The organism is Paraburkholderia sp. A1RI-2L (assembly GCF_048957375.1).
Classification (GTDB): domain Bacteria; phylum Pseudomonadota; class Gammaproteobacteria; order Burkholderiales; family Burkholderiaceae; genus Paraburkholderia.
In genome coordinates, this window is sequence record NZ_JARBTA010000004.1 from 633,942 (window position 1) to 659,932 (window position 25,991).

General features: G+C 63.9%; 24 protein-coding genes and 1 pseudogene. 12 read left to right on the forward strand and 13 right to left on the reverse strand.

Annotated features, from left to right (window positions below):
- Position 1: 1 nt before the first annotated feature.
- From cydB to PWP93_RS31290, 3 genes are all read left to right on the forward strand, one after another.
- Positions 2 to 1,009 (forward strand): cytochrome d ubiquinol oxidase subunit II, encoded by a 1,008-nt coding sequence (cydB, locus tag PWP93_RS31280; RefSeq protein WP_421047465.1) that lies wholly within the window; start codon positions 2 to 4, stop codon positions 1,007 to 1,009.
- A 34-nt stretch (positions 1,010 to 1,043) separates the two neighbouring features.
- The gene (locus PWP93_RS31285) at positions 1,044 to 1,955 is read left to right on the forward strand and encodes a bestrophin family protein (RefSeq protein WP_421047466.1); all 912 of its coding nucleotides are present in this window, start codon (positions 1,044 to 1,046) and stop codon (positions 1,953 to 1,955) included.
- A 240-nt stretch (positions 1,956 to 2,195) separates the two neighbouring features.
- Entirely contained in the window at positions 2,196 to 3,095 is a 900-nt protein-coding gene (locus PWP93_RS31290) for a LysR family transcriptional regulator (RefSeq protein WP_421047719.1), read from the forward strand.
- A 71-nt stretch (positions 3,096 to 3,166) separates the two neighbouring features.
- Here the strand turns inward: PWP93_RS31290 and PWP93_RS31295 are convergent, their stop codons facing one another.
- Both PWP93_RS31295 and PWP93_RS31300 read right to left on the reverse strand, forming a co-directional pair.
- Positions 3,167 to 3,502, reverse strand: coding sequence for a DUF6566 family protein (locus tag PWP93_RS31295; protein ID WP_421047467.1), 336 nt, complete (start codon positions 3,500 to 3,502; stop codon positions 3,167 to 3,169).
- Positions 3,503 to 3,517: 15 nt separating this feature from the next.
- Positions 3,518 to 3,997: a hypothetical protein gene (locus tag PWP93_RS31300; protein ID WP_421047468.1), complete on the reverse strand. Its 480-nt coding sequence runs from the start codon at positions 3,995 to 3,997 to the stop codon at positions 3,518 to 3,520.
- Positions 3,998 to 4,268: 271 nt separating this feature from the next.
- Here PWP93_RS31300 and PWP93_RS31305 point away from each other — a divergent pair, with 271 nt between their 5' ends.
- The 3 genes from PWP93_RS31305 (at position 4,269) to PWP93_RS31315 (ending at position 8,500) form a co-directional block, all read left to right on the forward strand.
- Positions 4,269 to 7,082, forward strand: a complete 2,814-nt coding sequence (locus PWP93_RS31305; RefSeq protein WP_421047469.1) for an ATP-dependent Clp protease ATP-binding subunit — start codon at positions 4,269 to 4,271, stop codon at positions 7,080 to 7,082.
- An 82-nt stretch (positions 7,083 to 7,164) separates the two neighbouring features.
- Complete coding sequence (locus PWP93_RS31310) at positions 7,165 to 8,100, forward strand: LysR family transcriptional regulator (RefSeq protein ID WP_421047470.1); 936 nt, start codon at positions 7,165 to 7,167, stop codon at positions 8,098 to 8,100.
- A 16-nt stretch (positions 8,101 to 8,116) separates the two neighbouring features.
- A complete protein-coding gene (locus PWP93_RS31315; RefSeq protein WP_421047471.1) occupies positions 8,117 to 8,500 on the forward strand; it encodes a YybH family protein in 384 nt (127 codons plus the stop codon).
- Positions 8,501 to 8,588: 88 nt separating this feature from the next.
- Here the strand turns inward: PWP93_RS31315 and PWP93_RS31320 are convergent, their stop codons facing one another.
- Together PWP93_RS31320 and PWP93_RS31325 are read right to left on the reverse strand one after the other, a co-directional pair.
- Complete coding sequence (locus tag PWP93_RS31320; RefSeq protein ID WP_421047472.1) at positions 8,589 to 10,832, reverse strand: molybdopterin cofactor-binding domain-containing protein; 2,244 nt, start codon at positions 10,830 to 10,832, stop codon at positions 8,589 to 8,591.
- On the reverse strand, positions 10,825 to 11,289 hold the full coding sequence (locus tag PWP93_RS31325; RefSeq protein ID WP_421028750.1) for a (2Fe-2S)-binding protein: 465 nt from the start codon (positions 11,287 to 11,289) through the stop codon (positions 10,825 to 10,827). Before PWP93_RS31325 ends, PWP93_RS31320 begins: the two co-directional genes overlap by 8 nt.
- A gap of 462 nt (positions 11,290 to 11,751) precedes the next feature.
- On the opposite strand from PWP93_RS31325, the gene PWP93_RS31330 reads away from it, so the two are divergent.
- From PWP93_RS31330 to PWP93_RS31355, 6 genes and pseudogenes are all read left to right on the forward strand, one after another.
- Positions 11,752 to 13,353 carry an APC family permease gene (locus PWP93_RS31330; protein ID WP_421047473.1) on the forward strand — a complete coding sequence of 534 codons (1,602 nt, stop codon included), beginning with the start codon at positions 11,752 to 11,754 and terminating at the stop codon, positions 13,351 to 13,353.
- 233 nt (positions 13,354 to 13,586) lie between these two features.
- Complete coding sequence (locus PWP93_RS31335; protein ID WP_421047474.1) at positions 13,587 to 14,351, forward strand: GntR family transcriptional regulator; 765 nt, start codon at positions 13,587 to 13,589, stop codon at positions 14,349 to 14,351.
- A gap of 10 nt (positions 14,352 to 14,361) precedes the next feature.
- A complete protein-coding gene (locus tag PWP93_RS31340; RefSeq protein WP_421047475.1) occupies positions 14,362 to 16,101 on the forward strand; it encodes a fumarate reductase/succinate dehydrogenase flavoprotein subunit in 1,740 nt (579 codons plus the stop codon).
- A 47-nt stretch (positions 16,102 to 16,148) separates the two neighbouring features.
- The gene (locus PWP93_RS31345; protein WP_421047476.1) at positions 16,149 to 16,394 is read left to right on the forward strand and encodes a 4Fe-4S dicluster domain-containing protein; all 246 of its coding nucleotides are present in this window, start codon (positions 16,149 to 16,151) and stop codon (positions 16,392 to 16,394) included.
- Between the two features lie 67 nt (positions 16,395 to 16,461).
- Positions 16,462 to 17,460, forward strand: coding sequence for a HEAT repeat domain-containing protein (locus tag PWP93_RS31350; RefSeq protein ID WP_421047477.1), 999 nt, complete (start codon positions 16,462 to 16,464; stop codon positions 17,458 to 17,460).
- 14 nt (positions 17,461 to 17,474) lie between these two features.
- Positions 17,475 to 17,729, forward strand: a pseudogene (locus PWP93_RS31355) (DUF971 domain-containing protein); the annotation flags it as partial.
- A 32-nt stretch (positions 17,730 to 17,761) separates the two neighbouring features.
- On the opposite strand, the gene PWP93_RS31360 reads toward PWP93_RS31355, so the two are convergent.
- From PWP93_RS31360 to PWP93_RS31400, 9 genes are all read right to left on the reverse strand, one after another.
- Positions 17,762 to 18,097, reverse strand: coding sequence for a Rieske (2Fe-2S) protein (locus PWP93_RS31360; protein ID WP_421047478.1), 336 nt, complete (start codon positions 18,095 to 18,097; stop codon positions 17,762 to 17,764).
- Positions 18,098 to 18,100: 3 nt separating this feature from the next.
- The gene (locus PWP93_RS31365; RefSeq protein WP_421047720.1) at positions 18,101 to 18,412 is read right to left on the reverse strand and encodes a YciI family protein; all 312 of its coding nucleotides are present in this window, start codon (positions 18,410 to 18,412) and stop codon (positions 18,101 to 18,103) included.
- Positions 18,413 to 18,417: 5 nt separating this feature from the next.
- Positions 18,418 to 19,290, reverse strand: coding sequence for an intradiol ring-cleavage dioxygenase (locus tag PWP93_RS31370; protein ID WP_421047479.1), 873 nt, complete (start codon positions 19,288 to 19,290; stop codon positions 18,418 to 18,420).
- Between the two features lie 50 nt (positions 19,291 to 19,340).
- Entirely contained in the window at positions 19,341 to 20,408 is a 1,068-nt protein-coding gene (locus tag PWP93_RS31375; RefSeq protein ID WP_421047480.1) for a maleylacetate reductase, read from the reverse strand.
- Between the two features lie 7 nt (positions 20,409 to 20,415).
- Positions 20,416 to 21,882 carry an aldehyde dehydrogenase family protein gene (locus PWP93_RS31380; RefSeq protein WP_421047481.1) on the reverse strand — a complete coding sequence of 489 codons (1,467 nt, stop codon included), beginning with the start codon at positions 21,880 to 21,882 and terminating at the stop codon, positions 20,416 to 20,418.
- Between the two features lie 52 nt (positions 21,883 to 21,934).
- On the reverse strand, positions 21,935 to 22,954 hold the full coding sequence (locus tag PWP93_RS31385; RefSeq protein WP_421047482.1) for a hydroxyquinol 1,2-dioxygenase: 1,020 nt from the start codon (positions 22,952 to 22,954) through the stop codon (positions 21,935 to 21,937).
- A 40-nt stretch (positions 22,955 to 22,994) separates the two neighbouring features.
- Positions 22,995 to 23,489: a hydroxyquinol 1,2-dioxygenase gene (locus PWP93_RS31390; protein ID WP_421047483.1), complete on the reverse strand. Its 495-nt coding sequence runs from the start codon at positions 23,487 to 23,489 to the stop codon at positions 22,995 to 22,997.
- A 124-nt stretch (positions 23,490 to 23,613) separates the two neighbouring features.
- The gene (locus tag PWP93_RS31395; protein WP_421047484.1) at positions 23,614 to 24,543 is read right to left on the reverse strand and encodes a LysR substrate-binding domain-containing protein; all 930 of its coding nucleotides are present in this window, start codon (positions 24,541 to 24,543) and stop codon (positions 23,614 to 23,616) included.
- A gap of 117 nt (positions 24,544 to 24,660) precedes the next feature.
- Positions 24,661 to 25,923, reverse strand: a complete 1,263-nt coding sequence (locus PWP93_RS31400; RefSeq protein ID WP_421047485.1) for an MFS transporter — start codon at positions 25,921 to 25,923, stop codon at positions 24,661 to 24,663.
- Between the last annotated feature and the right edge of the window lie 68 nt (positions 25,924 to 25,991).

Below are 25,991 nucleotides of genomic sequence, written 5' to 3' on the forward strand. Positions count from 1 at the left end.
CATGCAAATCGATCTTCCTGTGATCTGGGCCGCCATCATCGGACTCGGCGTTTTCATTTATGTGATGCTCGACGGATTCGATCTGGGCATCGGCCTGCTGTTTCCGTTCTTCGAAGGAAAAGGTGAACGCGAGGTGATGCTCAATACGGTCGCGCCGGTTTGGGACGGCAACGAGACCTTCCTCGTGCTCGGTGGCGCGGGCCTTTATGGCGCGTTTCCGGTGGTCTACTCGACGCTGCTGCCCGCCAACTACATGCCGCTGATTCTCATGGTGGTGGGCCTGATCTTTCGCGGCGCGGCCTTCGAGTTGCGCGCGAAAGCCACGCGCACGCAGCATGCGTGGGATCTCGCGTTTATCGGCGGGTCAGCGCTTGCCGCCATGTGCCAGGGCATCACGCTCGGCTCGCTCCTGCAGGGCATCAAGATCGTCGACGACAAGTTCGCGGGCGATCCGTTCGACTGGTTCTCGCCGTTTAGCGTGTTCTGCGGTTTCGGCGTGTTGCTCACCTATGCGACGCTCGGCTGCGGCTGGCTGATCCTGAAGACCGACGGCGAGCTGCAACGCAAGATGCGCGCGGTGATGCGCCCGCTCCTTGCCGTGCTGCTCCTCGCGATTGCCACCGTTAGCCTCTGGACCGTGCTCGGCCTGCCCGCCGTGCGGCAACGCTGGTTCCTCAGCGGCAATCTCGGCTGGTTCCTGCCCGTGCCGATTCTCGTGGTGCTGTGCGCATTGGGCATCTACCGTTCGCTGAACCGGCGCCACGAAGCGATGCCCTTCCTGCTCTCGCTGGCGATCTGCTTTCTCGGCTATACCGGGCTGGTCATCAGCATCTGGCCGTATATCATTCCGCCCTCGCTCACGATCTGGGACGCCTCGTCAAGCCATTCGAGCCAGCTCTTCGCGCTCGTGGGAACGGTCATCGTGCTGCCGGTCATTCTCGTCTATAACGCCATGCAATATCGCGTGTTCCGGGGCAAGGTGCGCGAAGGCGACCACGGCTATCACTGAAGTTCAAACGCGTGAGAATGAGTAAAAGGCCATCATGATCGTCCGGCCCCGAGAAAACTGGTTCCGTTTGCTGTTCGTCTGGAACGGATCGGTTCTGTCTTCAATCATTCCCCAACTGTGCTTCATGGCCGTGGTGAGTACGCTCGCGGTCTTCACGCACGGGCGCGTATTTGGCGAAAAGATTCCGCTCAACACCGCGCCCTTCACGCTGTTCGGCGTTGCGTTGGCGATCTTCCTCGCGTTTCGAAACAACGCCAGTTATGAGCGCTTCAACGAAGCGCGACATCTCTGGGGCACTTTGCTGATCGCTTCGCGCACGCTGACTTCGCAGATGCTTTGCTACCTTCCGGAACGCGCGGATACCCTGCGCATCGCGCACCAGGTTATCGGCTTCGCTTACGCGATCAAGCACGAGTTGCGCGGCACCGATCCCGCGATGGATCTGGAGCGTCTTCTTGGCCACGAACAGGCCGAGAAGGTGCGCGGCCAGATCTATAGACCGGTGTCCATTCTCAACGAAATACGACACGAGCTCTCGAACCCGAAGCATCGCGTTCAATCATCCGATACGAAGCTGTGGATGCTCGACGCACAAATCGGCGAGATGGGCAAAGTGCTGGGCGGGTGCGAGCGGATTGCCTCGACGCCCATCCCGTTCGCGTATAACGTGCTGCTGCATCGCACCGTCTACGCCTATTGCGTTTTGCTGCCGTTCGGGCTGGTCGATTCGACGGAGTTTTTTACGCCGCTGCTATGCGTGTTCATTGCCTATACGCTGATTGCGCTCGAAGCGATTGCAAGTGAAGTGGCCGATCCGTTCAGCGTGGCGCCCAACGCGCTCGCCCTGGACGCCATGTCGCGCAACATCGAGCGCTCCGTTCTCGAACTGTGCGGGTGCCCCGTTCCTGCTCCGGTCGAGCCCGTTCGCCCCTATCAGCTGACCTGAGCGCCAACTGTTATCTCTGTGCTCACGCAGTGCCCACTTCATTAAAACTGTACTCTATTTAATGAGCGCGATTTGTGCGCTCAGCGCATGAGTGATCCCTCATACGCTTACACCATCGACGCGTCGCCATTCAGGGACGCCAAGCAAGAATTGGAGCTAAACGATGCGAGGGATCTCATGTCAACGCCATTTGCTGAAGGACGCACCGCGAATATCGCCAGCCACGGTAGGGAACGTAATGTGAACTTGCTGGAGGCCATGCGCATTTACGTAAGAGTGGTAGAAAGAGGGAGCATTTCGGGCGCAGCAAGAGATCTGGACATCGGTCAGCCGGCCGTGAGCGAGCGCATCGAGCGGCTCGAAAAATTCCTCGGGTGCCGGTTGCTGCAACGCAACGCTCGCGCCTTCAAATGCACGCCCGAAGGCACGATTTTTCACGAGCGCAGCAAGGCTGTTCTGGGCGCCGTGGAGCAAGCCGTGGCCGAGGTTTCGAACGACGAACAAGCCGTGAAAGGCTCGATTCGTATTGCAGCGCCGCACTGTTTCGGGGAAACCCTGCTGCCGGAAGGCATCAAGCGTATCCGTGAAAGCTATCCGCTCATCGACATCGAACTCGTGCTCAACGACAAGATCGCCGATCTGGTCACCGAGGGCGTGGACATCTCGTTTCGTCTCGGGCAGCTGGCCGATGGTGCGTACATTGCCTGGCCGCTCGGGGACATCGAGCGCGTGCTGGTTGCTTCGCCGGATTATCTGCAGCGGCACGCCGCAATCGACGATGTGGCGGAGCTGGCAGGGCACAACCTGATTCGCGTGAAAGGAACTTTCGAGGCGGACCTGCTGCCCGTCTCGCGAGATGGCACGCTCGTCGATAGCGTCCCGATCCGGACGATCGTCAAGACCACGCATTGGCGCCCGATGTATGAAATGGTGTTGTCGGGACTCGGGCTCGGTGTGCTTGACGCGCCGGCCGTCAAGGACGCGCTCGAAGCGGGCCGCCTGGTGCGGGTGCTCCCGCAGTACGAGATGCCTGCGCTTGCGCTAAACCTGCTGATCCAGCCGCAACGGCCCATTTCTTTGCGGGTCCGTAAAGTTGTCGACACGCTCAGGAGTTATATCGCTGGGACCCTGTCCCGATAGCAAACCCGGAACCATGCGATCGCGGTGGATCGCATGGTTCACATCCACGAATCAGTCACATATCAGCCAAATCAACGGGCATTGAGATCGCGCACGATCTGCTCGGCTTCCTGCGAAGATTCCACCCTGAAAAACCAGCGCTCGGCGTGCTCGCGAAGGGCGACCCATGAGCGATCCTCACGAATATTCATTATATGGTGGACGAGTTTGCAGCCTCGCTCCAGACCGTCACGATTGGCCTCCGCCTCCGTCAACCATTCCGGTTGCACGGTGTCAGGGCTACAGGTAGCAAACAAGCGGCCATCGTGTCGAATCTCCACATGCGCGACCCAGCCGCCTCGCTCGTTGTCCCGCGATTGCGCCGTTATCTGAAACCCCTCGTACGTCGTACATTCGATTCGTGCCATTCGCCGTCTCCATCGTCATTCAGGTTGCGGTCGTGATTTCCCCGCCGCGGACGGCTGTCCGGCCGTGGAGGTTCGAATTTCCAGCACTGCACGATGAATAGCTTCCGTGAGTGCATTGTTGATTTCAATGAGCCTGCGCATTTCGTCCTGCAGTTTCAGGAGCACCTCGGCGTCCTTGTAAGTTTGCAGCGCCTGCTTATCCGATGCCGCGGCCGCCACCTTTTGACCGACCATGATGACCGAAAGCAGGACAAGCTGTAAAAATGTCTGGGCGAGCCACGCAACGAGCGCTGAAACGCCGCTTTGAATCGCCGACGGCAAGCTCACCAGCGCAATCGCTGCAAACGCGTAGGCACACCACATCGTTCCGACGACATTGGTGATCGCGACGGCAATCTTGCCATTCAGCCCGACGTGCTCGTGCGAAGTGAGATGCGGCCCGGCCTTCTTGCGCTCTTCTCCACGCGCACTCGCTGCGTTGTCAATTTTCATCATTGCGCCCCAATCGTTACGGTGCATCTGTCTCCACGCCAGGGAAATCGTACCTCCAAACGCACCATGCGAAATTATGGGTTGCTTTTTGTCCAACCGATACCTGCTATCGAGCAGGGACATCGACCGACATCCCACCGATATAAAGTATCGGATGACCGCAGGTTCACACCGGCTGAGTCCGCCAATAGAATTCAATCGTCAAATTGTCCCTTCTGGTTTTCATCGCGCTCTCGTCCGATGGCCGGGGTGCTTGCGAACAGGAACTCCGATCATGCCTACACTCTGCGATATCTGCCACGCGCGCCCCGCCATTGCGCGCGTCGTTGTGACCGAGAACGGCGAGCGCAAGTCGCTGTCGATCTGCGATTATCACTATCGACAGCTGATGCGCCATCAAAGCATGCTCAATCCGTTCGACTCGCTGCTCGGCGGCGGCGGAGATCTTTCAGGTATGCCAGGCGAATTCGGCGACGATTCCGCCGTGGGCGCGAGCGTGCCTCGCGAGTCCGTCGACGCCACCGACGCGTTCAGCGAACAAACCATGGAGCTGCTGCAACGCGCCGCCGAAAAAGCGCACGAGTTGCATCGCAACGAACTCGATACGGAGCATCTGCTATACGTGCTCGCCGATACGGACGTGTGCGCGGCGCTGCTCAAAGAGTTGAAGCTCTCGCCTCAGGACATCAGGAGCTACATCGACGAACACGCGAAGCATGGCGCGGCCAGCGACGATGAATCGCTCGAAAGAATGACCGTGTCGCCGCGTCTGAAGAAGGCGTTTCAATTTGCCTTCCAGGCCTCGCGCGATCTCGGGCATTCATACGTTGGCCCCGAGCACCTGCTGATCGGCCTTGCCGCCGTGCCGGAAAGCCTGGCCGGCACGCTGCTGAAAAAGTATGGCGTGACGCCCGAGGCGCTGCGCCAGAAAGTAGTCAAGGTGGTCGGCAAGGGCGCGGAGGACGGGCGCATCGAAACGCCCACGGGTACGCCGAACCTCGACAAGTTCGGCCGCGACCTCACGGCGCTCGCGCGTCAGGGCAAGCTCGACCCGGTGCTCGGCCGCGCGCAGGAAATCGAAAGCACGATCGAGGTACTGGCGCGCCGCAAGAAGAACAACCCGGTGCTCATCGGCGAACCGGGTGTCGGCAAGACCGCGATTGTCGAAGGACTCGCGCAGCGCATGGTCAACGGCGATGTCCCCGAGGTGCTGCGCGGCAAACGTCTGGTCGAAGTCAATATCAACTCGATGGTCGCCGGCGCGAAGTACCGTGGCGAATTTGAAGAGCGCGCGAAGCAATTGATCGACGAGGTGACGGCCAAGCAGGACGAACTCATTCTGTTCATCGACGAACTGCATACGATCGTCGGCGCCGGCCAAGGCGGCGGCGAAGGCGGCCTCGACATCGCCAACGTGCTGAAACCCGCACTCGCACGCGGCGAGGTGAGCCTCATCGGCGCGACGACACTGAACGAGTATCAGAAGTACATCGAGAAGGACGCGGCGCTCGAACGCCGTTTTCAGCCCGTGCTCGTTCCCGAGCCGAGCGTCGAGCAAACCATCGTTATCCTGCGCGGTTTGCGCGACAAACTCGAAGCGCACCATCAGGTCACGTTCTCCGATGATGCATTCGTCGCCGCGGCGGAATTCGCCGACCGCTATATCACTTCGCGCTTTCTTCCGGACAAGGCCATCGACCTGATCGACCAGGCTGCCGCGCGCGTGCGCATCGGCGCCACGTCGCGGCCAGCCGACATTCAGGAGCTGGAGGCCGAAGTCGTCCAGCTCAAGCGCGAACAGGACTACGCGTCCTCGCGCAAGCGTTACGACGAAGCGAAGAGCTTTGAAGAGCGCATCAACGAGAAGGAAAAACAGCTCGAAGAGCAGATGGAGGCATGGCAGCGCAAGACCGGCACGGAAACGCTGGGGGTGACGGTGGCATCCGTCGCCGAGGTGGTATCGCGCCTCACCGGCATTCCGGTTACCGAGCTCACGCGGGAGGAACGCAAAAAACTGCTGAAGATGGAGGACACGCTGCGAGCGCGCGTGGTCGGCCAGGACGATGCGGTTGTCGCGGTGAGCGATGCGGTGCGCCTGTCGCGCGCGGGCCTCGGCCAGGAGCACCGGCCCATTGCGAATTTCCTGTTCCTCGGGCCAACGGGCGTGGGCAAGACGGAACTCGCGAAGGCGCTCGCGGAAAGCGTCTTTGGAGACGAACAGGCGATCATCCGCATCGACATGAGCGAGTACATGGAACGCCATGCCGTCGCGCGGCTGATCGGTGCGCCGCCGGGATACGTGGGTTACGACGAAGGCGGACAGCTCACCGAGCGCGTGCGGCGGCGCCCGTATAGCGTGATCCTGCTCGACGAGATCGAGAAAGCGCACCCTGATGTCTATAACGTGCTGCTGCAAGTGTTCGACGACGGACGTCTTACCGACGGCAAGGGCCGCGTGGTCGATTTCAGCAACACGATCATCATCGCCACGAGCAATCTGGGCGCGTCGATCATCATGGAGAACCTCGAGCAACCGGAGGCTCAGCGCAAGAGCGAAAAGGACGTGCGCGAGGCGTTGATAAAGGTGCTCAAGGGCCACTTCCGGCCTGAGTTCCTCAACCGGATCGATGACATCATCGTGTTCCACGCCCTGTCGAAGGAGAATATCCGCTCGATCGTGCAGATTCAGCTCGATCGCGTCGTTCGCGCTGCAGCCGCGCAAGACATCACGCTGAAGCTGGGCGAGTCGCTGATCGACCATCTGGCCGAAGCCGGCTATCAACCGGAATTCGGCGCTCGCGAACTGAAACGGCAAATCCGCCAGGAAGTGGAAACCCGCCTTGCGAAGGAAATACTCGGCGACGCGCTCAAATCCGGCGATAGCGTGGAAGTGGACTATGACAAGAAAAACAAGGACGTGAAGTTCAACAATATGCCGCCTCCCGCCGCGCCCGAACCGCGCAAAGGCAACGTCAAGGACTCCGGAATAGAAGCCAGCAAGACCGGACCTTCTGGCGTCGCCGCAGCCGCCGCCATGAAGGGGCGCAAAAAGCGCAGCGAAAAAGAGTCGGGGCCGAATGCCGGCTAGCGTGCGGTATGCGCATGGCCTGAATGGCGACATCAACTAATCGCCCGGATCGCGGAGGCCGCCTGTGAATGTTCTGGAGGCCATGCGCATTTTCATTCTCGCGGTGGAACGGGGCAGCATCTCCGGTGCGGCAGGCGACGCCAACATCGGCCAGCCCGCAGCGAGCGAACGGATCGAGCGGCTCGAAAAATATCTCGGCTGCCGCCTCCTGCTGCGCAACGCGCGCACCTTCAAGTGCACGCCGGAGGGCAAAATTTTCTATGCGCACAGCAAGAAAATCCTGGCCGACGCCGAACAGGCCATTGCCGAAGTCCGAAGCGATCGCCATACGCTCAAGGAAACCATTCGCATCGCTGCGCCGCATTGCATTGGCGAATTGCTCCTGCCCTGCGCGCTGCGATTCGTGCGCGAAACCTGCCCGCAGCTGGACATCGACCTCGCGCTCAATGATGGAACCGTCGAACGCTGCACGGAAGGCGTCGACCTCTCGCTTCATCAAGGGCCGCTGGGTGATGGCCCGTTCCATGCGTTCTGCCTCGGCCAGGTCCAACGCATTCTTGTTGCTTCGCCGGACTATCTCGCGCGGCATGCGCCGATAGGGGAACCCCGCGATCTGGCCGAGCACGCGTTCGTGCGCATCAAGTCGATGTTCGGCACCGGTCACCTTCCGCTCGTCGATGAGTCCGCCAGGCACGATAACGTCCCCATCCGGACCTCCATCACGACGAATCACTGGAGGGCAATGTATCAAATGATCAGGGGCGGACTGGCGATCGGCGTGGTCGAGGCCGTTGCGTGCGTCGACGCGATCGCCCGCGGAGAGCTCGTGCCACTGCTGCCGCAACACGGGGTGCCATCCCAGCAGCTGCATCTGCTGATTGCCCAGCGGCCGCCGCCGGCGCAGGTGCGCACAGTCGCGGATATCCTGAAACAGCGCGTGCCGGACCTGCTGGGCACGCAGACAGTGGATAATTCCGATTTGCATCCCTACCGTGCCGAACAATGCAGGGCCGAATGAATTGGAGGAACACGCCATGAACGACGACGAACGTGGCATCCGGCAAGTCGTGGAAACCTGGATGGCCGCCAACAAGCGCGGCGATACCGCAACCGTTCTCAGCCTGATGACGGACGACGTCATCTTCATGGTTCCGGGACAGGAGCCGTTCGGCAAGGAAGCGTTCGCTGCCGCCTCGAAGGGCATGGAAGGCATGAAGTTCGATGGCACCAGCGAGATCGTCGAACTGAAAATCCTCGGCGACTGGGCATTCATCCGCAATCACATTGACATCGCCATCACGCCGCCGGGCGGGGGCACCGTGCGCCGCGCGGGCTACACCCTCACGCTGCTGCGCAAGGGGGCCGACGGCCAGTGGCGTCTCGCGCGCGATGCCAATCTGCTGAGCGTGCGCGGCTAATCGAGGCCGCGCTCGCCCATTCGGTTAGAGGCGGGCAGGCCCTGAAGCCACTCGATGACGCCCGGCAGAGCCGGGACCCAATCCCCCATCAGGCAGAACGCAGCGTGTCGCCGAGCGGCAGCGCGCGGATGGTCACGCCAGTCGCGGCGGCCAGCGCGTTCGCGACCGCGGGCGCGGCCGGCGGCACGCCGGGCTCGCCGATGCCGGTCGGCGGCTCCTTCGACGCCACGATATGCACCTCGACCACGGGCATGCCGCTCATGCGCAGCACCGGGTAGTCGTTGAAGTTGCCCTCCTTGACCTGCCCCTTGTCGAACGTGATGCCCGTATGCAGGAACGCGAGGCCAAAGCCGATCCCGCCTTCCACCTGCGCCGCGACGATATCGGGGTTGATCACCGTGCCGCAATCGACCGCGCAGACCACCCGGTCGACCGTAAACGAACCATCTTGCTGCACCGTCACCTCGGCCACCTGCGCGACATAGGTACCGAACGCGAACTGCAGCGCGATGCCCCTGCCACGCTTCGTGCCCTGCGCGCCCGCCGCCAGCGGCTTCGACCAGCCCGCCTTTTGCGCCGCAAGATCGAGCACGCCGCGATGCCTTGGCTTGCTCGCCAGCAGCGCATGGCGAAATGCATAGGGATCCTTACCTGCTGCGCGCGCGGCTTCGTCCATCATGGTTTCGCCCACGAAGGCGGCGTGGGTGTGCCCGACCGAGCGCAGCCACTGGGTCTGCACCGCCAGCTTCGGCGCGTGCTGCGTGGCCTTGAAGTTGGGAATGTCGTAGGGAATGTCCGCGGTGCCCTCGACCAGCACCGGATCGATCGAATCCGGCTTGGGCAGCCGCAGGAAGCTCTGCCCTACCACATCGTGATTCCACGACACCAGGTTGCCGGCCTGGTCGAGCGCGACCCGCACCTTGTGAACCGTGAGCGGCCGGTAATAGCCCGCGCGCATATCGTCTTCGCGCATCCACACGAGCTTGATGGGCGCGTCGACGCCTTGCGCGTGCGCCGCACGCACGATGCGGCACGCTTCGCGCACATAGTCCGATTGCGGATTCGCGCGGCGGCCAAAGCTGCCGCCCGCATAGAGTTGATGAATGACGACCTGCTCGGGCTTGAGCCCGAGCTCCTTCGCGGCCATCGCCTGGTCGGCCGTGGCCCACTGCTCGCCGTTCCAGATCTCGCAGCGGCTGCCCTGCACATGCACGAGGCAGTTCAGCGGCTCCATCGGCGCGTGGGAAAGATAGGGCTGCTCATAAACGGCTTCCAGATACTTGCCTCCCTCGGGAGCGGCGCTCAGTACCGTGCCGCGCTTTTCCGCCACCACGCCGGGCTGGTCCGCCAGCGCGCGGAACTGCTTGTAGATGTCGTCGGAACTCAGGGCGAACGCGTGGCTGTCGTCCCACGTGATCTGTAACGCGTCGCGGCCCTGGCGGGCTATCCAGGTGTTGTGAGCGAGCACCGCCACTCCGCCCTGCACTTCGCCGTCGCCCGGCACCTCGACCACGGCGACCACGCCCTTGATCGCCTTGGCCTTGCTCGCGTCCACGTGCTGGACCTTGCCGCCCAGACGAGGCGGATGCGAAATCACGGCCACCAGCATGCCCGGCACCTTGACGTCCTGCGTGTAAATCGCGGAACCGTTCACCTTCGCCGGCAGGTCGACGCGGCGGGTTTTATCGCTGCCAATCAGCTTGAAGTCGCCGGGCTGCTTGAGCACCACGTGCGCCGGAACGCTTTCGTGCGCGGCGGCGGCAACGAACTGGCCATATCCCGCGCGGCGGCCCGATGGCGCGTGCACGATCACGCCGTCTTCTACGCGCAGTGTGTTCGCATCGACCTTCCAGGCCTTCGCGGCGGTGGCGACCAGCATCATGCGCGCGGCCGCAGCGGCTTCGCGCATCTGCTTCCATGCCCCCGCCATCGCCGTGCTGCCGCCCGTGCCCTGCACCGTCCAGCCAAACGAGGCGAACATGGGGTTCGCGTATTGCTTCACGTCGGCCCGCGCGGGCACGACCTTCACCTTGTCGAGCGCCACGTCGAGCTCGTCGGCGGCCAGCGTGGCCAGCCCCGTAAAGGTGCCCTGGCCCATCTCCAGATACTCGGAGACGACCGTGACCGTGCCGTCCGCATTTACGCGAATGAACGCATTCGGCTCGAACGGCAGCTTCGCGGGATCGAGCGATGCCGCCACCGCAAGGCCGCCGCGAAAGCCGACCGCAAGCGTCAATGCCGACATGCCGGCCAGAAACTGGCGGCGCGTGAGCGTCGCGCGGGACTCTGCGCCGCCCTGCGCGGCCTCATCGCGAAGAACCGGATCACGCATGCTTGAGCTCCTCCGATGCATGATGAATCGCGGCGCGAATCCGCTGATAGGTCGCACAGCGACAGATGTTGCCGCTCATCGCGTCGTTGATGTCGGCGTCGGTGGGATTGGGCTTGGACGCGAGCAGCGCGACCGCCGACATCACCTGGCCCGACTGGCAATAGCCGCATTGCGGCGCCTGCGCCTCGATCCACGCGGCCTGCACGGCGGCGCCGACTTTCTGCTCGTGAATGGCCTCGATGGTCGTGATGCTGCGGCCTTCCAGCGAGCCGACCGGCGTCACGCAGGCGCGTGTGGGCTGACCATCGAGATGCACCGTGCATGCGCCGCACAGCGCCATGCCGCAGCCGAACTTCGTGCCCGTGAGCCCGAGTTCGTCGCGCAGATACCAGAGCAAGGGCATCCCGGGATCGCCATCGAATTGATGGCGCTTTCCATTCACCACGATCTGTACCATGTTGTTCGACCTTTTCTGTTACGAGGGCGGCGATGTCCGGCTCAGGTGCACGGACAGATGGACAATTGGACGAGTGTATGCATGGGTTGCGCGACAGACCATGCCGAATAATCCGCATCTTTTGCCTGATCGTCTTGAAAGCATCTCGAACATGCGAACCAAATAGATGAATATGCATAGGTTCGACGCTACGCCATGCATGCCGGGCGCTGCGAATCCCCTTTATATAGCGGCTGTTATTACCATCATGCAAATTTCGCATAATGCTATGTGCAATCAGCATTGGACGCACCAGGGAAGTCGCACGAGTATCCGCCTTCAACATTTATTGCTGCGCGGCCGCATTCGGCCTTTCAATGCCCATACAAGCCTTGAAGACGCAGCAAAAAAATGCGTGTGACGAGAACAAGAATCGGACGGAAGTCGCGACGATTCCTTGCGATCTGGAGATAAGGAGACGATGTGAGTAGTTCTGTTAAAAGACATATCGGGCCGTTCGCGCTGATGTTTACCGGCCTCGGGTCGATCATCGGTTCGGGCTGGCTGTTCGGCGCGTGGAAGGCAGCCAAGATTGCCGGTCCCGCCGCCATTTGTGCCTGGATCATCGGCGCCGTGGTCATTCTGGCGATTGCACTCACCTACGCCGAGCTTGGCGCGATGTTCCCCGAATCGGGCGGCATGGTGCGCTACGCGCGCTACTCGCACGGCGCGCTGGTGGGCTTCATCAGCGCCTGGGCCAACTGGATCGCCATTGTCTCGGTGATTCCAATCGAAGCCGAGGCCTCGATCCAGTACATGAGCACCTGGCCCTATCCATGGGCGCACGCGCTGTTCGTGAACGGTGAGCTGACCTCATCGGGCTTGTTCCTCTCGGCGCTGCTCGTGATCATTTACTTCATGCTCAACTACTGGGGCGTGAAGCTCTTCGCGCGCGCCAACAGCGCCATTACGATCTTCAAGTTCATCATTCCGGGTCTCACGATCGCTGGCCTGATGGCGACCGGCTTCCACCACGAGAACTTCGGCCAGGCGACCGACTTCGCGCCGTATGGCTGGTCGGCAGTGTTCACGGCCGTGGCAACCAGCGGCATCGTGTTCGCGTTCAACGGCTTTCAGAGCCCGATCAACCTCGCCGGTGAGGCACGCAACCCTTCGAAGAGCGTGCCGTTCGCGGTGATCGGCTCGATCCTCTGCGCGCTCGTGATCTATGTGCTGCTGCAGGTTGCGTACATCGGTGCTGTCTCGCCGACGGACGTGATGAAAGGCTGGGACACCTTCAACTTCAAGTCGCCGTTCGCTGAACTCGCGATTGCGCTGAACCTGAACTGGCTCGCGATCCTGCTCTACGTGGACGCGTTCGTGAGCCCGAGCGGCACCGGCACGACCTACATGGCCACGACCTCGCGCATGATCTACGCGATGGAGCGCAACAACACGATGCCCAGGATGTTCGGCAACGTGCACCCGTTCTACGGCGTGCCGCGTCAGGCGATGTGGTTCAACCTGCTCGTCTCGTTCATCTTCATGTTCTTCTTCCGCGGCTGGAGCTCGCTCGCGGCGGTGATCTCGGTGGCGACCGTCATTTCGTACCTCACCGGCCCGATCAGCCTGATGGCGCTCAAGCGCGCGGCAACCGATCTGGAGCGCCCGCTCTCGGTGCCGTTCATGAAGGTCATCGCGCCGTTCGCGTTCGTGTGCGCGTCGATGATCCTGTACTGGGCGAAGTGGCCGCTGACCGGCGAAATCATCCTGCTGATGGTCGTCGCGCTGCCGGTGTACTTCTACTTCCAGGGCAAGACGGGCTTCGACGGCTGGGGCCAGGATCTGAAGGCCGCATGGTGGCTGTGCGCATACCTGCCGACGATGGCGGTCCTGTCGCTGATCGGCAGCAAGCAGTTCGGCGGTCACGACCTCATTCCCTACGGCTGGGACATGCTGGTGGTCGCGATCATCTCGCTCGGCTTTTACTACTGGGGCGTCAACTCGGGTTATCGCTCGCAATACCTCGACGAACGCGAAAAGCTCGCCGAGCTCGAAGCGCTGCCTGCCGTCTCCGAGGTCTGATAGCGCGCTACAAGTCGTGCATGGGCGGCAGCGGCTCCGGCTCGGTCACGTCGAGCCCCGCGGCTGCCCGCGTGCCATCGCGCAATGCGATGCCTCGCGCCGCATGGTCTTCATGCCGTGTGGCGCCCGAGAACGCCTGGGAACGCCCAAGAAAATAGATAGCAGAAATGCTTCGTTGGTGGCGGTAACCGGCCTGATTACACTGCGATCCATCTTGTCATGACAAGTGGATCATGCCCAACACGAATCCCCTGGCGGCCGCAGCGCCGCCGCTCCACACGCGCATCAGGGACACCCTGCGCACGCGCATTCTCGACGGCACCTACGCCCCGAGCAGCCAGATGCCATCCGAATACGCGCTGTGCGCCCTGTTCGGCGTGAGCCGCATTACCGTGCGCCAGGCGCTCGGCGATCTGCAGAACGAGGGGCTCGTGTTTCGCCTGCACGGCAAGGGCACCTTCGTCTCGAAGCCCAAGGCATTCCAGAACATGACCTCGTTGCAAGGCTTCGCGCAAGCGATGTCGCCGATGGGGCATGAGATCGTCAATACGCTGCTGGCCTTTCGCATCGTCGCGGCCAATCGCTACATCGCGCATAAACTCGCTCTTCGGGAAGGCGCGCGCGTAGCCGAAATCCATCGCGCGCGCCTGCTGGACCGCGCGCCCATCTCCCTCGAACTGACCTGGCTGCCGGAGCCGCTCGGCAAGCGCCTCGCCAACGCCGACCTTGTCACACGCGATATTTTCCTGATCCTCGAAAACGACTGCGGCGTGCCGCTCGGCCACGCCGACGTGTCGATCGACGCGATGCTCGCCAACGACGAGATCGCTCACGCGCTGCGTGTGCAGGAAGGCAGCCCGGTGCTGCGCATCGAGCGCACCACGCACGACGGGCAAGGCACGCCGATCGATTTCGAATACCTCTACTTTCGCGGCGACGCCTTCCAGTACCGCCTGCGCGTCGACCGCGAAAAAGCCCCTGCCTGCGAAACTACCTGAGGAACATGCAATGAACACCGAAATACTCGAATACGACATTGTGGTCGTAGGCGGCGGCACGGCTGGGCCCATGGCTGCGATCAAGGCGAAAGCATGCAATCCCGAGCTGAAGGTGCTGCTGCTCGAAAAAGCCAACGTGAAGCGCAGCGGCGCGATTTCGATGGGCATGGACGGCCTGAACAATGCCGTGATTCCCGGCCACGCGACGCCCGAGCAATACACGCGCGAGATCACCATTGCGAACGATGGCATCGTCGATCAGGAGACCGTGTACGCTTACGCGCGGCACAGCTTCGCGACCATCGAACAACTCGACCGCTGGGGCGTGAAGTTCGAAAAGGACGGCAACGGCGACTACGCAGTGAAGAAGGTTCATCACATGGGCGCTTATGTTTTGCCCATGCCCGAAGGGCACGACATCAAGAAGGTGCTCTACCGCCAGCTCAAGCGCGCGCGCGTGGCCATCACCAACCGCGTCGTGACCACACGTGTGCTCACCGATGCCCAGGGCGCCGCGTGCGGCGTCATGGGCTTCGACTGCCGCACGGCCCAGTGCGTGGTGGTGCGCGCAAAGGCCGTGATCCTGTGCTGCGGCGCGGCGGGACGTCTGGGCCTGCCCGCGTCGGGCTACCTGATGGGCACCTACGAGAATCCCACCAACGCGGGCGACGGCTATGCGATGGCGTACCACGCCGGCGCGGCGCTCACCAATCTGGAGTGCTTCCAGATCAATCCGCTCATCAAGGACTATAACGGCCCGGCTTGCGCCTACGTGACCGGTCCGCTCGGCGGCTTCACCGCGAACGGCAAGGGCGAACGCTTCATCGAATGCGATTACTGGAGCGGCCAGATGATGTGGGAGTTCCATCAGGAACTGCAAAGCGGCAACGGCCCGGTGTTCCTGAAGCTCGACCACCTGGCCGAGGAAACCATTCAGACCATCGAGCAGATTTTGCACACCAACGAGCGCCCGAGCCGCGGGCGCTTTCATGCGGGACGCGGCAACGATTACCGCACGCAGATGATCGAGATGCACATTTCCGAAATCGGCTTTTGCAGCGGCCATAGCGCATCGGGCGTGTATGTGGACGCGCGCGCGCGAACCACGGTGCGCGGCCTCTACGCCGCGGGCGACATGGCCGCCGTGCCGCACAACTACATGCTTGGCGCGTTCACCTACGGCGGATTCGCGGGACACGACGCCGCCGGCTATGTGGCGGAACGCGGGCACGCGCCGCTCGATCACGCGCAGATCGACGCCGAGCGCGCGCGCATTTACGCACCGCTCGAGCGCGAGCACGGTCTCGCCCCCGCACTGGTCGAATACAAATTGCGGCGCATGGTGAACGACTATCTCCAGCCGCCCAAGGTCACGCGCAAGATGGAGATCGGCTTGCAGCGCTTCGACGAGATCGGCGAGGACATCGGCACGATCCAGGCCCATAACCCGCACGAACTCATGCGCGCGGCGGAAGTGCGCGCGATTCGCGATTGCGCGGAAATGGCCGCGCGCGCGTCGCTGTTTCGCACCGAGAGTCGCTGGGGGCTCTATCACCACCGCGTCGACTACCCGCAGCGCGACGACGCCAACTGGTTCTGCCACACCGATCTGCGCAAGGACGCCAGCGGCCGCATGACCTGCGAGAAGCGCACCGTCGCCCCTTATATCGTGCCCGTCGACGCCGCCGATCTTGGCGCATACAGCCGCATGCGCATCCAGCGCGAGCGCGAGCCGGCTCAAGCGCTTTGAGCGCCGCTTCGGGCCCATTCTTGAACGAATGCAGTGAGGAAAAACTCATGAGTTACGCGCCCCACGACATCTTCCAGCGCAGCAGCGCGCCGGTCACGATCGACGAATCGCGCTGCATCGCCGACAAAGGCTGCACGGTATGCGTCGACGTCTGCCCGCTGGACCTGCTGGCCATCGACATGACGAAGGGCAAGGCCTATATGCAATTCGACGAATGCTGGTACTGCATGCCCTGCGAGCGCGACTGCCCCACGGGCGCGGTGAAGGTGGAGATCCCGTACCTGCTGCGGTAGCTGCGGCGCGATTATGTTTTGACTCTATCTCCCGCATTAATTTCGGATTCCATATCGAAAAACAGCCATGACCGATTCTATTCAATTGCCTGCGATGCCGCCGCCCGAAGCGGCCGGCGCGCTCACGCGTCTCGCCGCTGCCGACGCCGCCGTGAGACGCATCGCCGTGCTCGATCTCGCCGAGCTGGAACACAGCGCGCTGCTTGCGCCGCTCATAGCGGCGCTGCGCGACGACCCCGCGCCCGAGGTTCGCCGCGAAGCCGCGTTCGTACTGGCATCGTGGGAACAGGAGGACGTGGTGGAGGCGCTCTGCGCCACGCTGCTGGACGCCGACCCGGGCGTGCGCGAAGCGGCCCAGCAAGCGCTCGCCGAACTCAGGGCGCCCGGCTCGGCGCGGGTGCTGCGGCGCTGGGCGGCGCGGCCCGAACCGTTCGCTCGACGCGCGGCGTTGCGCGGCCTGCGCGAATTGCGCGACGCGGCGGCCTTCGAACCCGCACACGCCGCGCTCGCCGACGCCGATGCCGAGGTCCGCCTCGAAGCCGTGGCCGTGCTGGGCTGGCTCAAGGACAAGCGCGCTGTCGCGCCGCTAGCGGCGCTCGCGGCCGCCGACGCCCACGGCGCAGTGCGGCGCGCTGCCGTGGGCGCGCTCGGCTTCGCCGCTGTGAACGAGACCGCTGCGGGCACGGCGCTGCTGCACGCGCTCGCCGATGCCGACTGGCAAGTCCGCGAGGAAGCCGCCACCACGTTGGGGAAACTGCGCCTGCCCGCCGCCCGCGACGCGCTCATCCACGCGCTCGACGACGACTACTGGCAGGTGCGCCTGCGCGCGGCGCGCGCGTTGGGGCGCATCGGCGATGTGCACGCCGCGCCCGCCGTGAGCGCGCTGCTTGCGCATCCGATCAGCAACCTGCGCAAGGAGGCCGCGCTTGCACTGGGCGAACTGCCCTCGGCATCGAGCCTTGCGCCATTGCAGGCAGCACTCGACGACCGCGACCCCGAAGTGCGCAAGGCCGTGCGGATCGCCTTGCAGCAACTCACGGCGCAGTTCGAAGGCGGCGTCTCATGAACGTGCCCATCGAAATGCATGACGAAACGGGCGCGCTCGTCCTCGTATGGCGGGGCGGCCTGCGCCAGCGCCTCCCGCTCGCGAGCCTGCGGCGCGCATGTCCCTGCGCGGGATGCCGCCGCGCTCGCATGAGTGGAAACGCACATGAACCGCTGCGCGCAAGCTCTGGCGAGACGGCCCATGACAATCTCACGCTGACCGGCATGGTTTCAATGGGCTATGGCCTCCAACTCGTCTTTAGCGACGGCCACGACCGCGGCATTTTCCCGTGGGCATGGCTCGAACGCTTCGCTGACCCCGCTCACCCAGCTGCGCCGGACCACACATCGCCCCCAACGACGCGCACCGGAACGGGTGTCAGCGCGGCGCCCCGGCACGGCCCCTCGATGCAGCGGCCATCCTCGAACGCAAACAGCGCGCTGTGATGGGCGCACATCAGCACTTTCGATCTGTACGTGCAGACCTCGCCCGGCTCGAAATCGAGCCGCACCGAGAAATGCGGGCAGCGATTGACGTAGGCCCACACCGATGCGCCGCGCCGCACGACGACAACCGCACCGTCTCCGGGCGCGCCGTCTACGACGCGTGCACCGCCGTCCGGCACGTCGTCGACGCAGCACAGAAAGCGATCGCTCATCACTCAAACCCTTTGCTCAGGATTGCCAACATTCCAGTCCCACGGCCGGATCTCGACACGCTCGAACACGCCCGCCAATGTATACGGATCGTCGCGCATGAAGCGCATCACATCGTCGTAAGCTTCGGCCTCGACCACGAGCAGGGTGCCGTTGTGCCCATCGCACCGTGGCGCGAACGTCGACCCGCCGAGCCTCACGAACACGCCGTGTTGCGGCGCCGAGCGCAGATAGATGCGATGCACCGCGCGTATTCGATCCCGCACCTCGCGCATGCCCGGCTTGTCGGTGGCGAACACCGCGTAGTAGCGCGTCAACGGTCTCATGCGCGCTCCAGCACGAAGTCGTAGCAGGCCTCGCGAAAGCCGCCCTCGAAGCCGAACTGCCGGCCTTTCGCGTCGTCTGCCGCGCGCTCGCAATAGTCCACTAGCAGCGACGGCTTCACGCCGAATACGGCGTCCGAGTCGAGATACGGGTCGTTCTGGTTGAACAGGTGCGTCACGAGCGTGCTGTGACCGGGCGCCGTGATCATGAAGTGCAGATGCGCGGGCCGCCACGGGTGCCGCCCCGTCGCCTGGAGCATGCGGCCCACCGGGCCGTCGGTTGGAATCGGGTAGCACACGGGCACGATGGTGCGAATCGCGTAGCGGCCTTCGGCGTCGGTGCGGTAACGGCCGCGCAGGTTGCCATGCGGCTGCTCGGTGTCCTGCCCCGAGTACATGCCGTTGTCCGCCGTTTGCCACACGTCGAGCAGCGCGTTCGCCACGGGCTCGCCTTCGGTCGACAGCACGCGGCCGTGCACGAGCGCGGGCACGCCCGGCGTGAACGCCATGTTCTCGCCGTAAGCGCGCTCGGGCATGCCTTCGATATAGAACGGGCCGAACACGGTCGTGTCGGTCGCGCCCGTCTCGTAGCGATGGTTGATCGCGTCGACCAGCATCGACACACCCAGCGTGTCGGACAGCAGAATGAACTCCTGACGCACGACGCCGTCGCACATCTGGCCCGTCTCGGTGAGAAAGCGGATGGCCGCGAACCACTCTGCCTCGGTCAACTCCACTTCACTCACGAAAGCGTGCAGATGCCGCACGAGACTTTGCATCAGGGTGCGCAGGCGCGCGTCGGGCGTGTTCGCAAAGCGTGCCACGACCTGTTCCGTCAAAGCCCGCTCGGCCTCGTTTCCATGTATCGACATGGTTGTCTCCTTTCGTTGTCCTCGCGCGCCGCGCGCACAGCCTGGTCCGGCTATTGGGGCGCGGCCCCTTCCCACGCGCGCTGCAGCAGCGCGCGGATCGCCTCGCGCTCCAGCTCGCGCGGATTGGGATACGCATTGGTACACGCCAGATCGGCCGCTTCGTCGAGGCCGGTTTCGGGCATGCCAATGTCCTTGAGCGCAGTCGCAATGCCCAGCGACGCGTTCAATTCATACAGCCGCGGCCCCGCCTGTGCCGCATGCTCCGCACCGATCGCGCGCGCCACGCGTTCGAGCGCCCGCGGCGCGGCCGCGCGATTGTAGTGCGCCGTATGCGGCAGCATGATTGCATGCGTTTGCGCGTGCGGCAGATTGAACGTGCCGCCGAGCGTGTGGCAAAGCTTGTGATGCAGTGCCATGCTCACCGCGCCGAGGCAACTGCCCGCGAGCCACGCGCCGTAGAGCGCGCGGCTGCGCATCGCCGCATCGTCGGGACGCTGCACGACAGCCGGCAGCGACTCGCCCAATGCGCGAATCGATTCCTCGGCCATCAGGCTGATCACGGGATTGGCATCTTCCGCGTAGAGCGCCTCCACCGCGTGCGCCATCGCGTTGATGCCCGAGGCCGCAGAAATGCCCGCGGGCAGCGACACGGTCAGCGACGGATCGTAGATCACCGTGCGCGGCAGCACGCGAAAATCGCGCCCGGTCTTCTTCAGGCGCCCTTCGGTGAGCCCGTAGATCGGCGTCATCTCCGAGCCTGCGTAGGTGGTGGGCACCGCGACGATCGGCAGCGACGATTCGAGCGCGATGGCCTTGCCAAGGCCAATGGTCGAGCCGCCGCCCACGGCCACGCAGCATTGCGCATCGAGCGCCGCCGCCTTTTCGCAGGCGGCCCGCGCGACTTCCACGGGCACGTGCATGACCGCCTCGGCGTGAATCCCTGCGGCGCGCTCGCCGAGCAGACGCGCGACTTGCTCGGCGAGCGGACGCTGCTCGGGCGTCGAGAGAATCAGCGCGCGGCGCGCGCCGAGACGGTCCACTTCCTCGGGCAGCCGCGCGAGGTTGCCCCAGCCGAACACCACGCGCGACGGCAAGCCTTGATAGACGAAGCGATCCATATGTGCCTCAGCGCTTGAAGTGCGGCGGCACCTGGGCGTCCACGTTGACCCATACCGAGCGGGCCTCCGTGTAGTCGTGCATCGCCTCGAAGCCCATCTCGCGCCCATAGCCCGACTGGCCGACGCCGCCGAACGGGCTGCCCGGGTTCACGCGCTTGTAGCAGTTAATCCAGCACATGCCCGCGTTGATCTTGCCCGCGAGGCTGTGCGCACGCGAAAGATCGCGCGTCCACAGGCCGCTGCCGAGACCGTACTCGGTGCCGTTGGCGATGGCGAGCGCCTCTTCGTCGGACTTGAAGCGCAGCACGGTCACGAACGGGCCGAACACCTCTTCCTGAGCGATGCGATCTTTCGGCGTCTTCGCCTCGATCACCGTGGGGCGCACGTAGTAGCCGTTCGCAAGCGCCGGGTGCTGCGGTGCGCTGCCGCCCGTGAGCACGCGCCCGCCCTGCTCGCGCGCCACGTCCACATAGGCTTTCACGCGCTCCAGATGCTGCAGCGACGTAAGCGGCCCCATCTCCGTTTCGGAATCCAAAGGATTCCCCACTCGAATCGACGACGCGAGGTCGACGAAGCGTTCGAGAAACTGATCGGCGATGCGCTCGTGCAGCACGAGGCGCGAGCCCGCGATGCAGGCCTGCCCCTGGTTGTGGAAGATCGCCCAGGCCGCGCCGTTGATGGCAGCGTCGAGATTGGCGTCGTCGAACACGATGTTCGCGCCCTTGCCGCCCAGTTCGAGCTGCACGCGCTTCAAGTTGCCCTGCGAGGCCTCGACGATGCGCCGCCCCGTTGCCGTCGACCCCGTGAAGGCGATCTTGCCCACACCGGGATGTTCCGCGAGCCGTTGCCCGGCCGTGTGGCCATAGCCCGGCACGATATTGACCACGCCTGCGGGAAAGCCCACTTCCGCCATCAGCTCGACAATGCGCAGCGTGGAGAGCGGCGTGATTTCCGAAGGCTTCAGCACGACCGTGTTGCCGGCCGCGAGCGCCGGCCCCATCTTCCAGCTCGTGAACATGAGCGGGAAATTCCACGGCACGATCTGACCGACCACGCCGATGGGCGCGCGCTGCACGTAGTTGAGAAAGCCCGTTTCGACGGGAATCACCGAGCCTTGCAGCTTGTCGGCCATGCCGCCGAAGTAGCGAAAGCACCCGGCCGTGCGCGGCACGTCGAGTGCACGCGAATCGCGAATCGGGTGCCCGGTGTCGAGCGATTCGAGTTGCGCGAGCTCTTCGGCGTTCGCTTCGATGGCGTCGGCCAGACGCAGCAGCAGGCGGCCGCGCTCGGCGGCGGGCAGCGCCGCCCACTTCGGGAACGCGCGCGTGGCGGCGGCCACGGCCAGATCGACATCGGCGGCGGTGGCCGCGGCGATCTTCGTGATCAGCGAGCCGTCGTGCGGATTGAGCACGTCGATGGTGCCGCCTTCGACGGCATCAACGAAACGGCCGTCGATGAACAATTGCGTTTGCATGATTTAAATCCTCGATTGATGCTTTGGCATGCTGGATAACGTCACAACGCGCTCAGAACTCGACCGGATAGGGCTTGAGATCGCCGCTCTCGTAGCGCTTGGGCAAGTCGGCGGTGGCGTTCTCCCACACAAGCAGCATCGAGCGCTTGGTCGAGTAGCCCTGGTGGCGAATGTCGGCGGGCATCGCGCAGATATCGCCGGCGCGCATCGTGATACGCGCACGCGGCGCACCCGTGTTCTTGTCGCCGATGTCCCAGACGATTTCGTCCGAGAGCTGCAGGAACCATTCGACGCGGTCGTTGCCGTGGAAAACCGGCAGGATGTACTCCTCCGTGGTCGGGCAGAACAGGCTCTGGCCGCACACCGAAGTCACGGAGGGATTCCACGTGACGTCCGAGCGCGAGAGGTACTTGAAGAGGTTGAACGCGTGCAGCTCGCCTTCGAAGCCCGGCTCGACATGCACTTCGGGATCGTCCTGGGGCACATCGGCGAAAGCGCGGTTCACGGGCAGGTCGTCGCGCAGCGGCGAGTCGCCTTCGAGGCCCGGCATGCGGCGCGTAGCAATGCGCGTGCGCTCGATAGCGGCATCGTTGTCGCCGTGCTTGCGGCCGAACGCGGTGCCGGTTTCCTCGGGCGCGGCGAACGGGTCGAAGCCTTCGTTGGTCCAGTCGTGCAGGATCGCCTTGAAGGTCGCCATGATCGTGGGCGTCTCGAAGGTCTCGATATAGTCCACGCCAGCTTCCTTCATGATGCCGTTGAACGAACCCGCGTACACGTCCACCTTGCCGTAGTGGTTGCGCGTGCCGAACACGTGGTCGAAGTTCACCCAGCCGTAGAAGAAGCCCCATGCCACATCGCGCATCATCGCGCGCAGGAAGGCGTCGGCGGGAATGGCGTGGGTGCGGGTCTGGCCTTTCGCGGGCCACAGCACCTTGACGAAATATTCGTCGCGCGTGAATTCAAAGGCGCCGAGCTTGAAGCGGCAGTAGCCGGTCACGGCGTCGGGCTCGCTCGCGCATACGGTGTCGGCGGCGAAGCTTGCGATGTGATCGTGGTTGTCGAGGCTGGCCATGTCTGTGTCTCCTTGCGATGATCGGTTCGTGTGTGCGGATTCAGTGCAGGCAGATATCCGCCCACTTCTGCACGGAGAGCGCGCCGACCATGGTCTGCACGAGCGCCACGCCGCTCTTGCTCGCGCTGAAGCGGTAGGCGCAACCGGCCGGCAACAGGGCCTGGTGGCCACGGCGCAGCACCACATGGCCCATCTTGCGGCCCGCGGGCGCCTCGCCTGCCGCGACCGTTCCCGTGCCGGCCTTCGGCGGGTTATCGAGCTTGATGAAGTCGATGCGCACTTCGCCGTCCATCAGGATGACGAACTCATCGTGAGCGCAGGCGAACCAGCGCGATTGACCTTCCGCGCGCAGCACCTCGATCACATACTCGAGGTTCTTGCCGACCACGACCTTCTCGTAGGGCGCCGACTGCGCGGCAACTTCGAAGACGTTCGAGAAAACATAGTGGCGGGCGTCGCCGCTCGTGATTTCGATCTCGCCTTTGCGGTATTGCTCGAGCGAGCCGAAGACGGTGTGAAATGACGTATCGGTCATGGCTGTCTCCTGTTCCTGTTTTGGAAGGTATCGTTGCGTTCAACTTTAGGAGCGCTGCGCACGGACAACAACCAGCGCCCGGCCGACTACGGCATTCGCGTTTCGCAAATAATCGCGAATGCGGCTAACGCACCCAGCCGCGCTCGATCAGCGGCACGTCCCACGCGGGCTCCGGGCCCAGATACTCCGCCAGGAACTCCACCAGCGCCTTCACCTTCAGCGCCTGGCGCTGCGTGGACGGATACACGGCCGCGAAGCTCAACGAGGAAAGGTGGTAATCGGTGAGGATCGGCACGAGCGAGCCATCGAGCAGCGCGGCGCTTGCCACCAGCGTGGGCAGGCACACCACTCCACCGCCCGTAAGCGCGTAATCGCGCAACAAATGCACCGAATTCGAGCGGATCATGCCGGGTAACTCCAGCTCCACGACCTCATCGTCACGCGTCATCGTCCAGCGATTGCGCGACGGATAGCCCGAATAAAGCGCCGTGGTGTGCTGCAGCAATTCACGCGGATGTTCAGGCGCGCCGTGCTCCGCCACGTAAGCGGGCGTGGCGACAAAGAGCCGCCGCACCGTAAAGAGGCGGCGCTCGATCAGCGACTCGGAAATTGGCGGAAAGATCTGGAACGCCACATCGAAGCCTTCTTCGATCGGATCCACCACGCGGTCGTTGACGATCACATCGAGCTGGATGCCCGGGTAACGCCGATTGAACTCGGCAAGCGGCGCACCGAAATGACCCAGCGCGAAACCCGGCAGTATCTGGATGCGCAGCCGCCCCGTGGGCGTGGCGCGCAGCTCGCGCATCTGGTCGGTCAGCTCGTTCACGCGCCCCACTACCTCCGCGCATTCGCGATAAAACGCCTCTCCGACTTCGGAGAGGCGCACATGTCGCGTGCTGCGATGAAAGAGCGGCGCGTTGACGAACTTCTCCAGTTGCTGGATGCGATTCGTCACGACCGAACTGGTCACGCCGATCTGCCGGGCCGCTTCAGCAAAACTGCTCGTTTCCGCCACGCGTACAAACGCTTCGATACTCAAGAATCGGTCCATGCTCCTCTCTTCTTTATCGGTTCGGGCCATCCAAGTATAGGGCCCGGCTCCATTGCGCCACGCCGCTGCGGCATCGGCGGCGCGGCTAGAGAGGACGACGTGGATGGCCCCCCGCTACTACTCGGCTTGGCCGGCAGCCGGGATGGGTGCGGCAGCAGTCGCTGCCAAGCCGCGGCGCAGCGCGGCCGGCGCCGTTTCCTTGAGCAGCAGGCTCACCAGCACACCCAGCACGACTGCGCCAGTCGGCAGCCACAAGATGTTCTGGATACCGAAATGCGCCGCCACGAAGCCGGCCAGCGCAGGCGCCACGCCACCGCCGAAGATTTCGCCCGCGCCCACGACGAGGCCGATCGAGGTCGAGACCATGCCGAGCGGCGCGGCCTCGGTGGCAACCGGCCCGGAAAGCAGCGAAACCAGACCCAGCGTGAAGAACGACGCCGCGAACAGCACCGCGAAGAGTTCCAGCGGCTGCGCGCCGAGGCCGCGAAACACGATCAGCATGACGGCCGTGCCCACAAAGCCGATGACGCTGGCGAGGCGCCGGCCCAGCAGATCGGAGAGCCCCGGCAAGCCGAACTGTCCGACGAAACCGCCAAAGCCGATGGCGGATGCCACCACGCCCATGTGCTGCGTGTCGAGCTTGAGGTACTGCGTGAGGTAGAGCGGCAGCATCGCGCCGAGCACGAACACGCCCGTCATCGCGCAGAATAGCGCCACCATCGCCACGGGAATGTTGCGGCTGCGGATCACGTCGCGCCAGTGGCCGCGCGCGAGCTCCCCGGATTCAGGCGTCGCGATGGCCTTCGGTTCGCGAATCACGCGGTACATCAGCAGGCCAAGAATGAGCCCCGGCACCGAGACGAGCGCGAACACCCAGCGCCAACTCATCACGCCCAGCAACTGCGTGGCGATGATCGGCGAGAGCGCGAGCCCGAACAAGGCGAAGCCGCTTTGCTGCAGCCCGAGATTGAAGCCGCGGCGCTTGGGGTGCGAGGCATCGGCCGTGGCCGCGAAGCTCGTCGGGCAGAACGAGCCTTCCGCCACGCCCATCAGCGCGCGCACGGCCAGCAGGCTCGCGAAGCCGCCCGCAAGGCCGGAAAAGCCCGAAAGCAGCGAGAAAGCGATGATCGCCGGAATCAGCACCTTGCGCCGGCCCACCTTGTCGGACATGCCGCCCATGACCGCCGCGAACACGCCCCACGAAAGGCCGAGTATGCCGATGCAGTTGCCCACGTCCTGGGCGTTCAGGTTCAGGTCCTGCATGATGGACGGGAACAGCGGCGCGATCAGCCAGCGGTCGAGGCCCACGAGGCCGAAGCCTAGCGCCAGCAATGTCACGGCACGGCGCTCGTAAGCCGTGTCCCATGTGTTCGATTTCATCTCTGTCTCCTTGGGCCGGCCGGGCGCCGAACCATCGGTCATGTTCGAAAGCGGTGGCCGACGCGAGG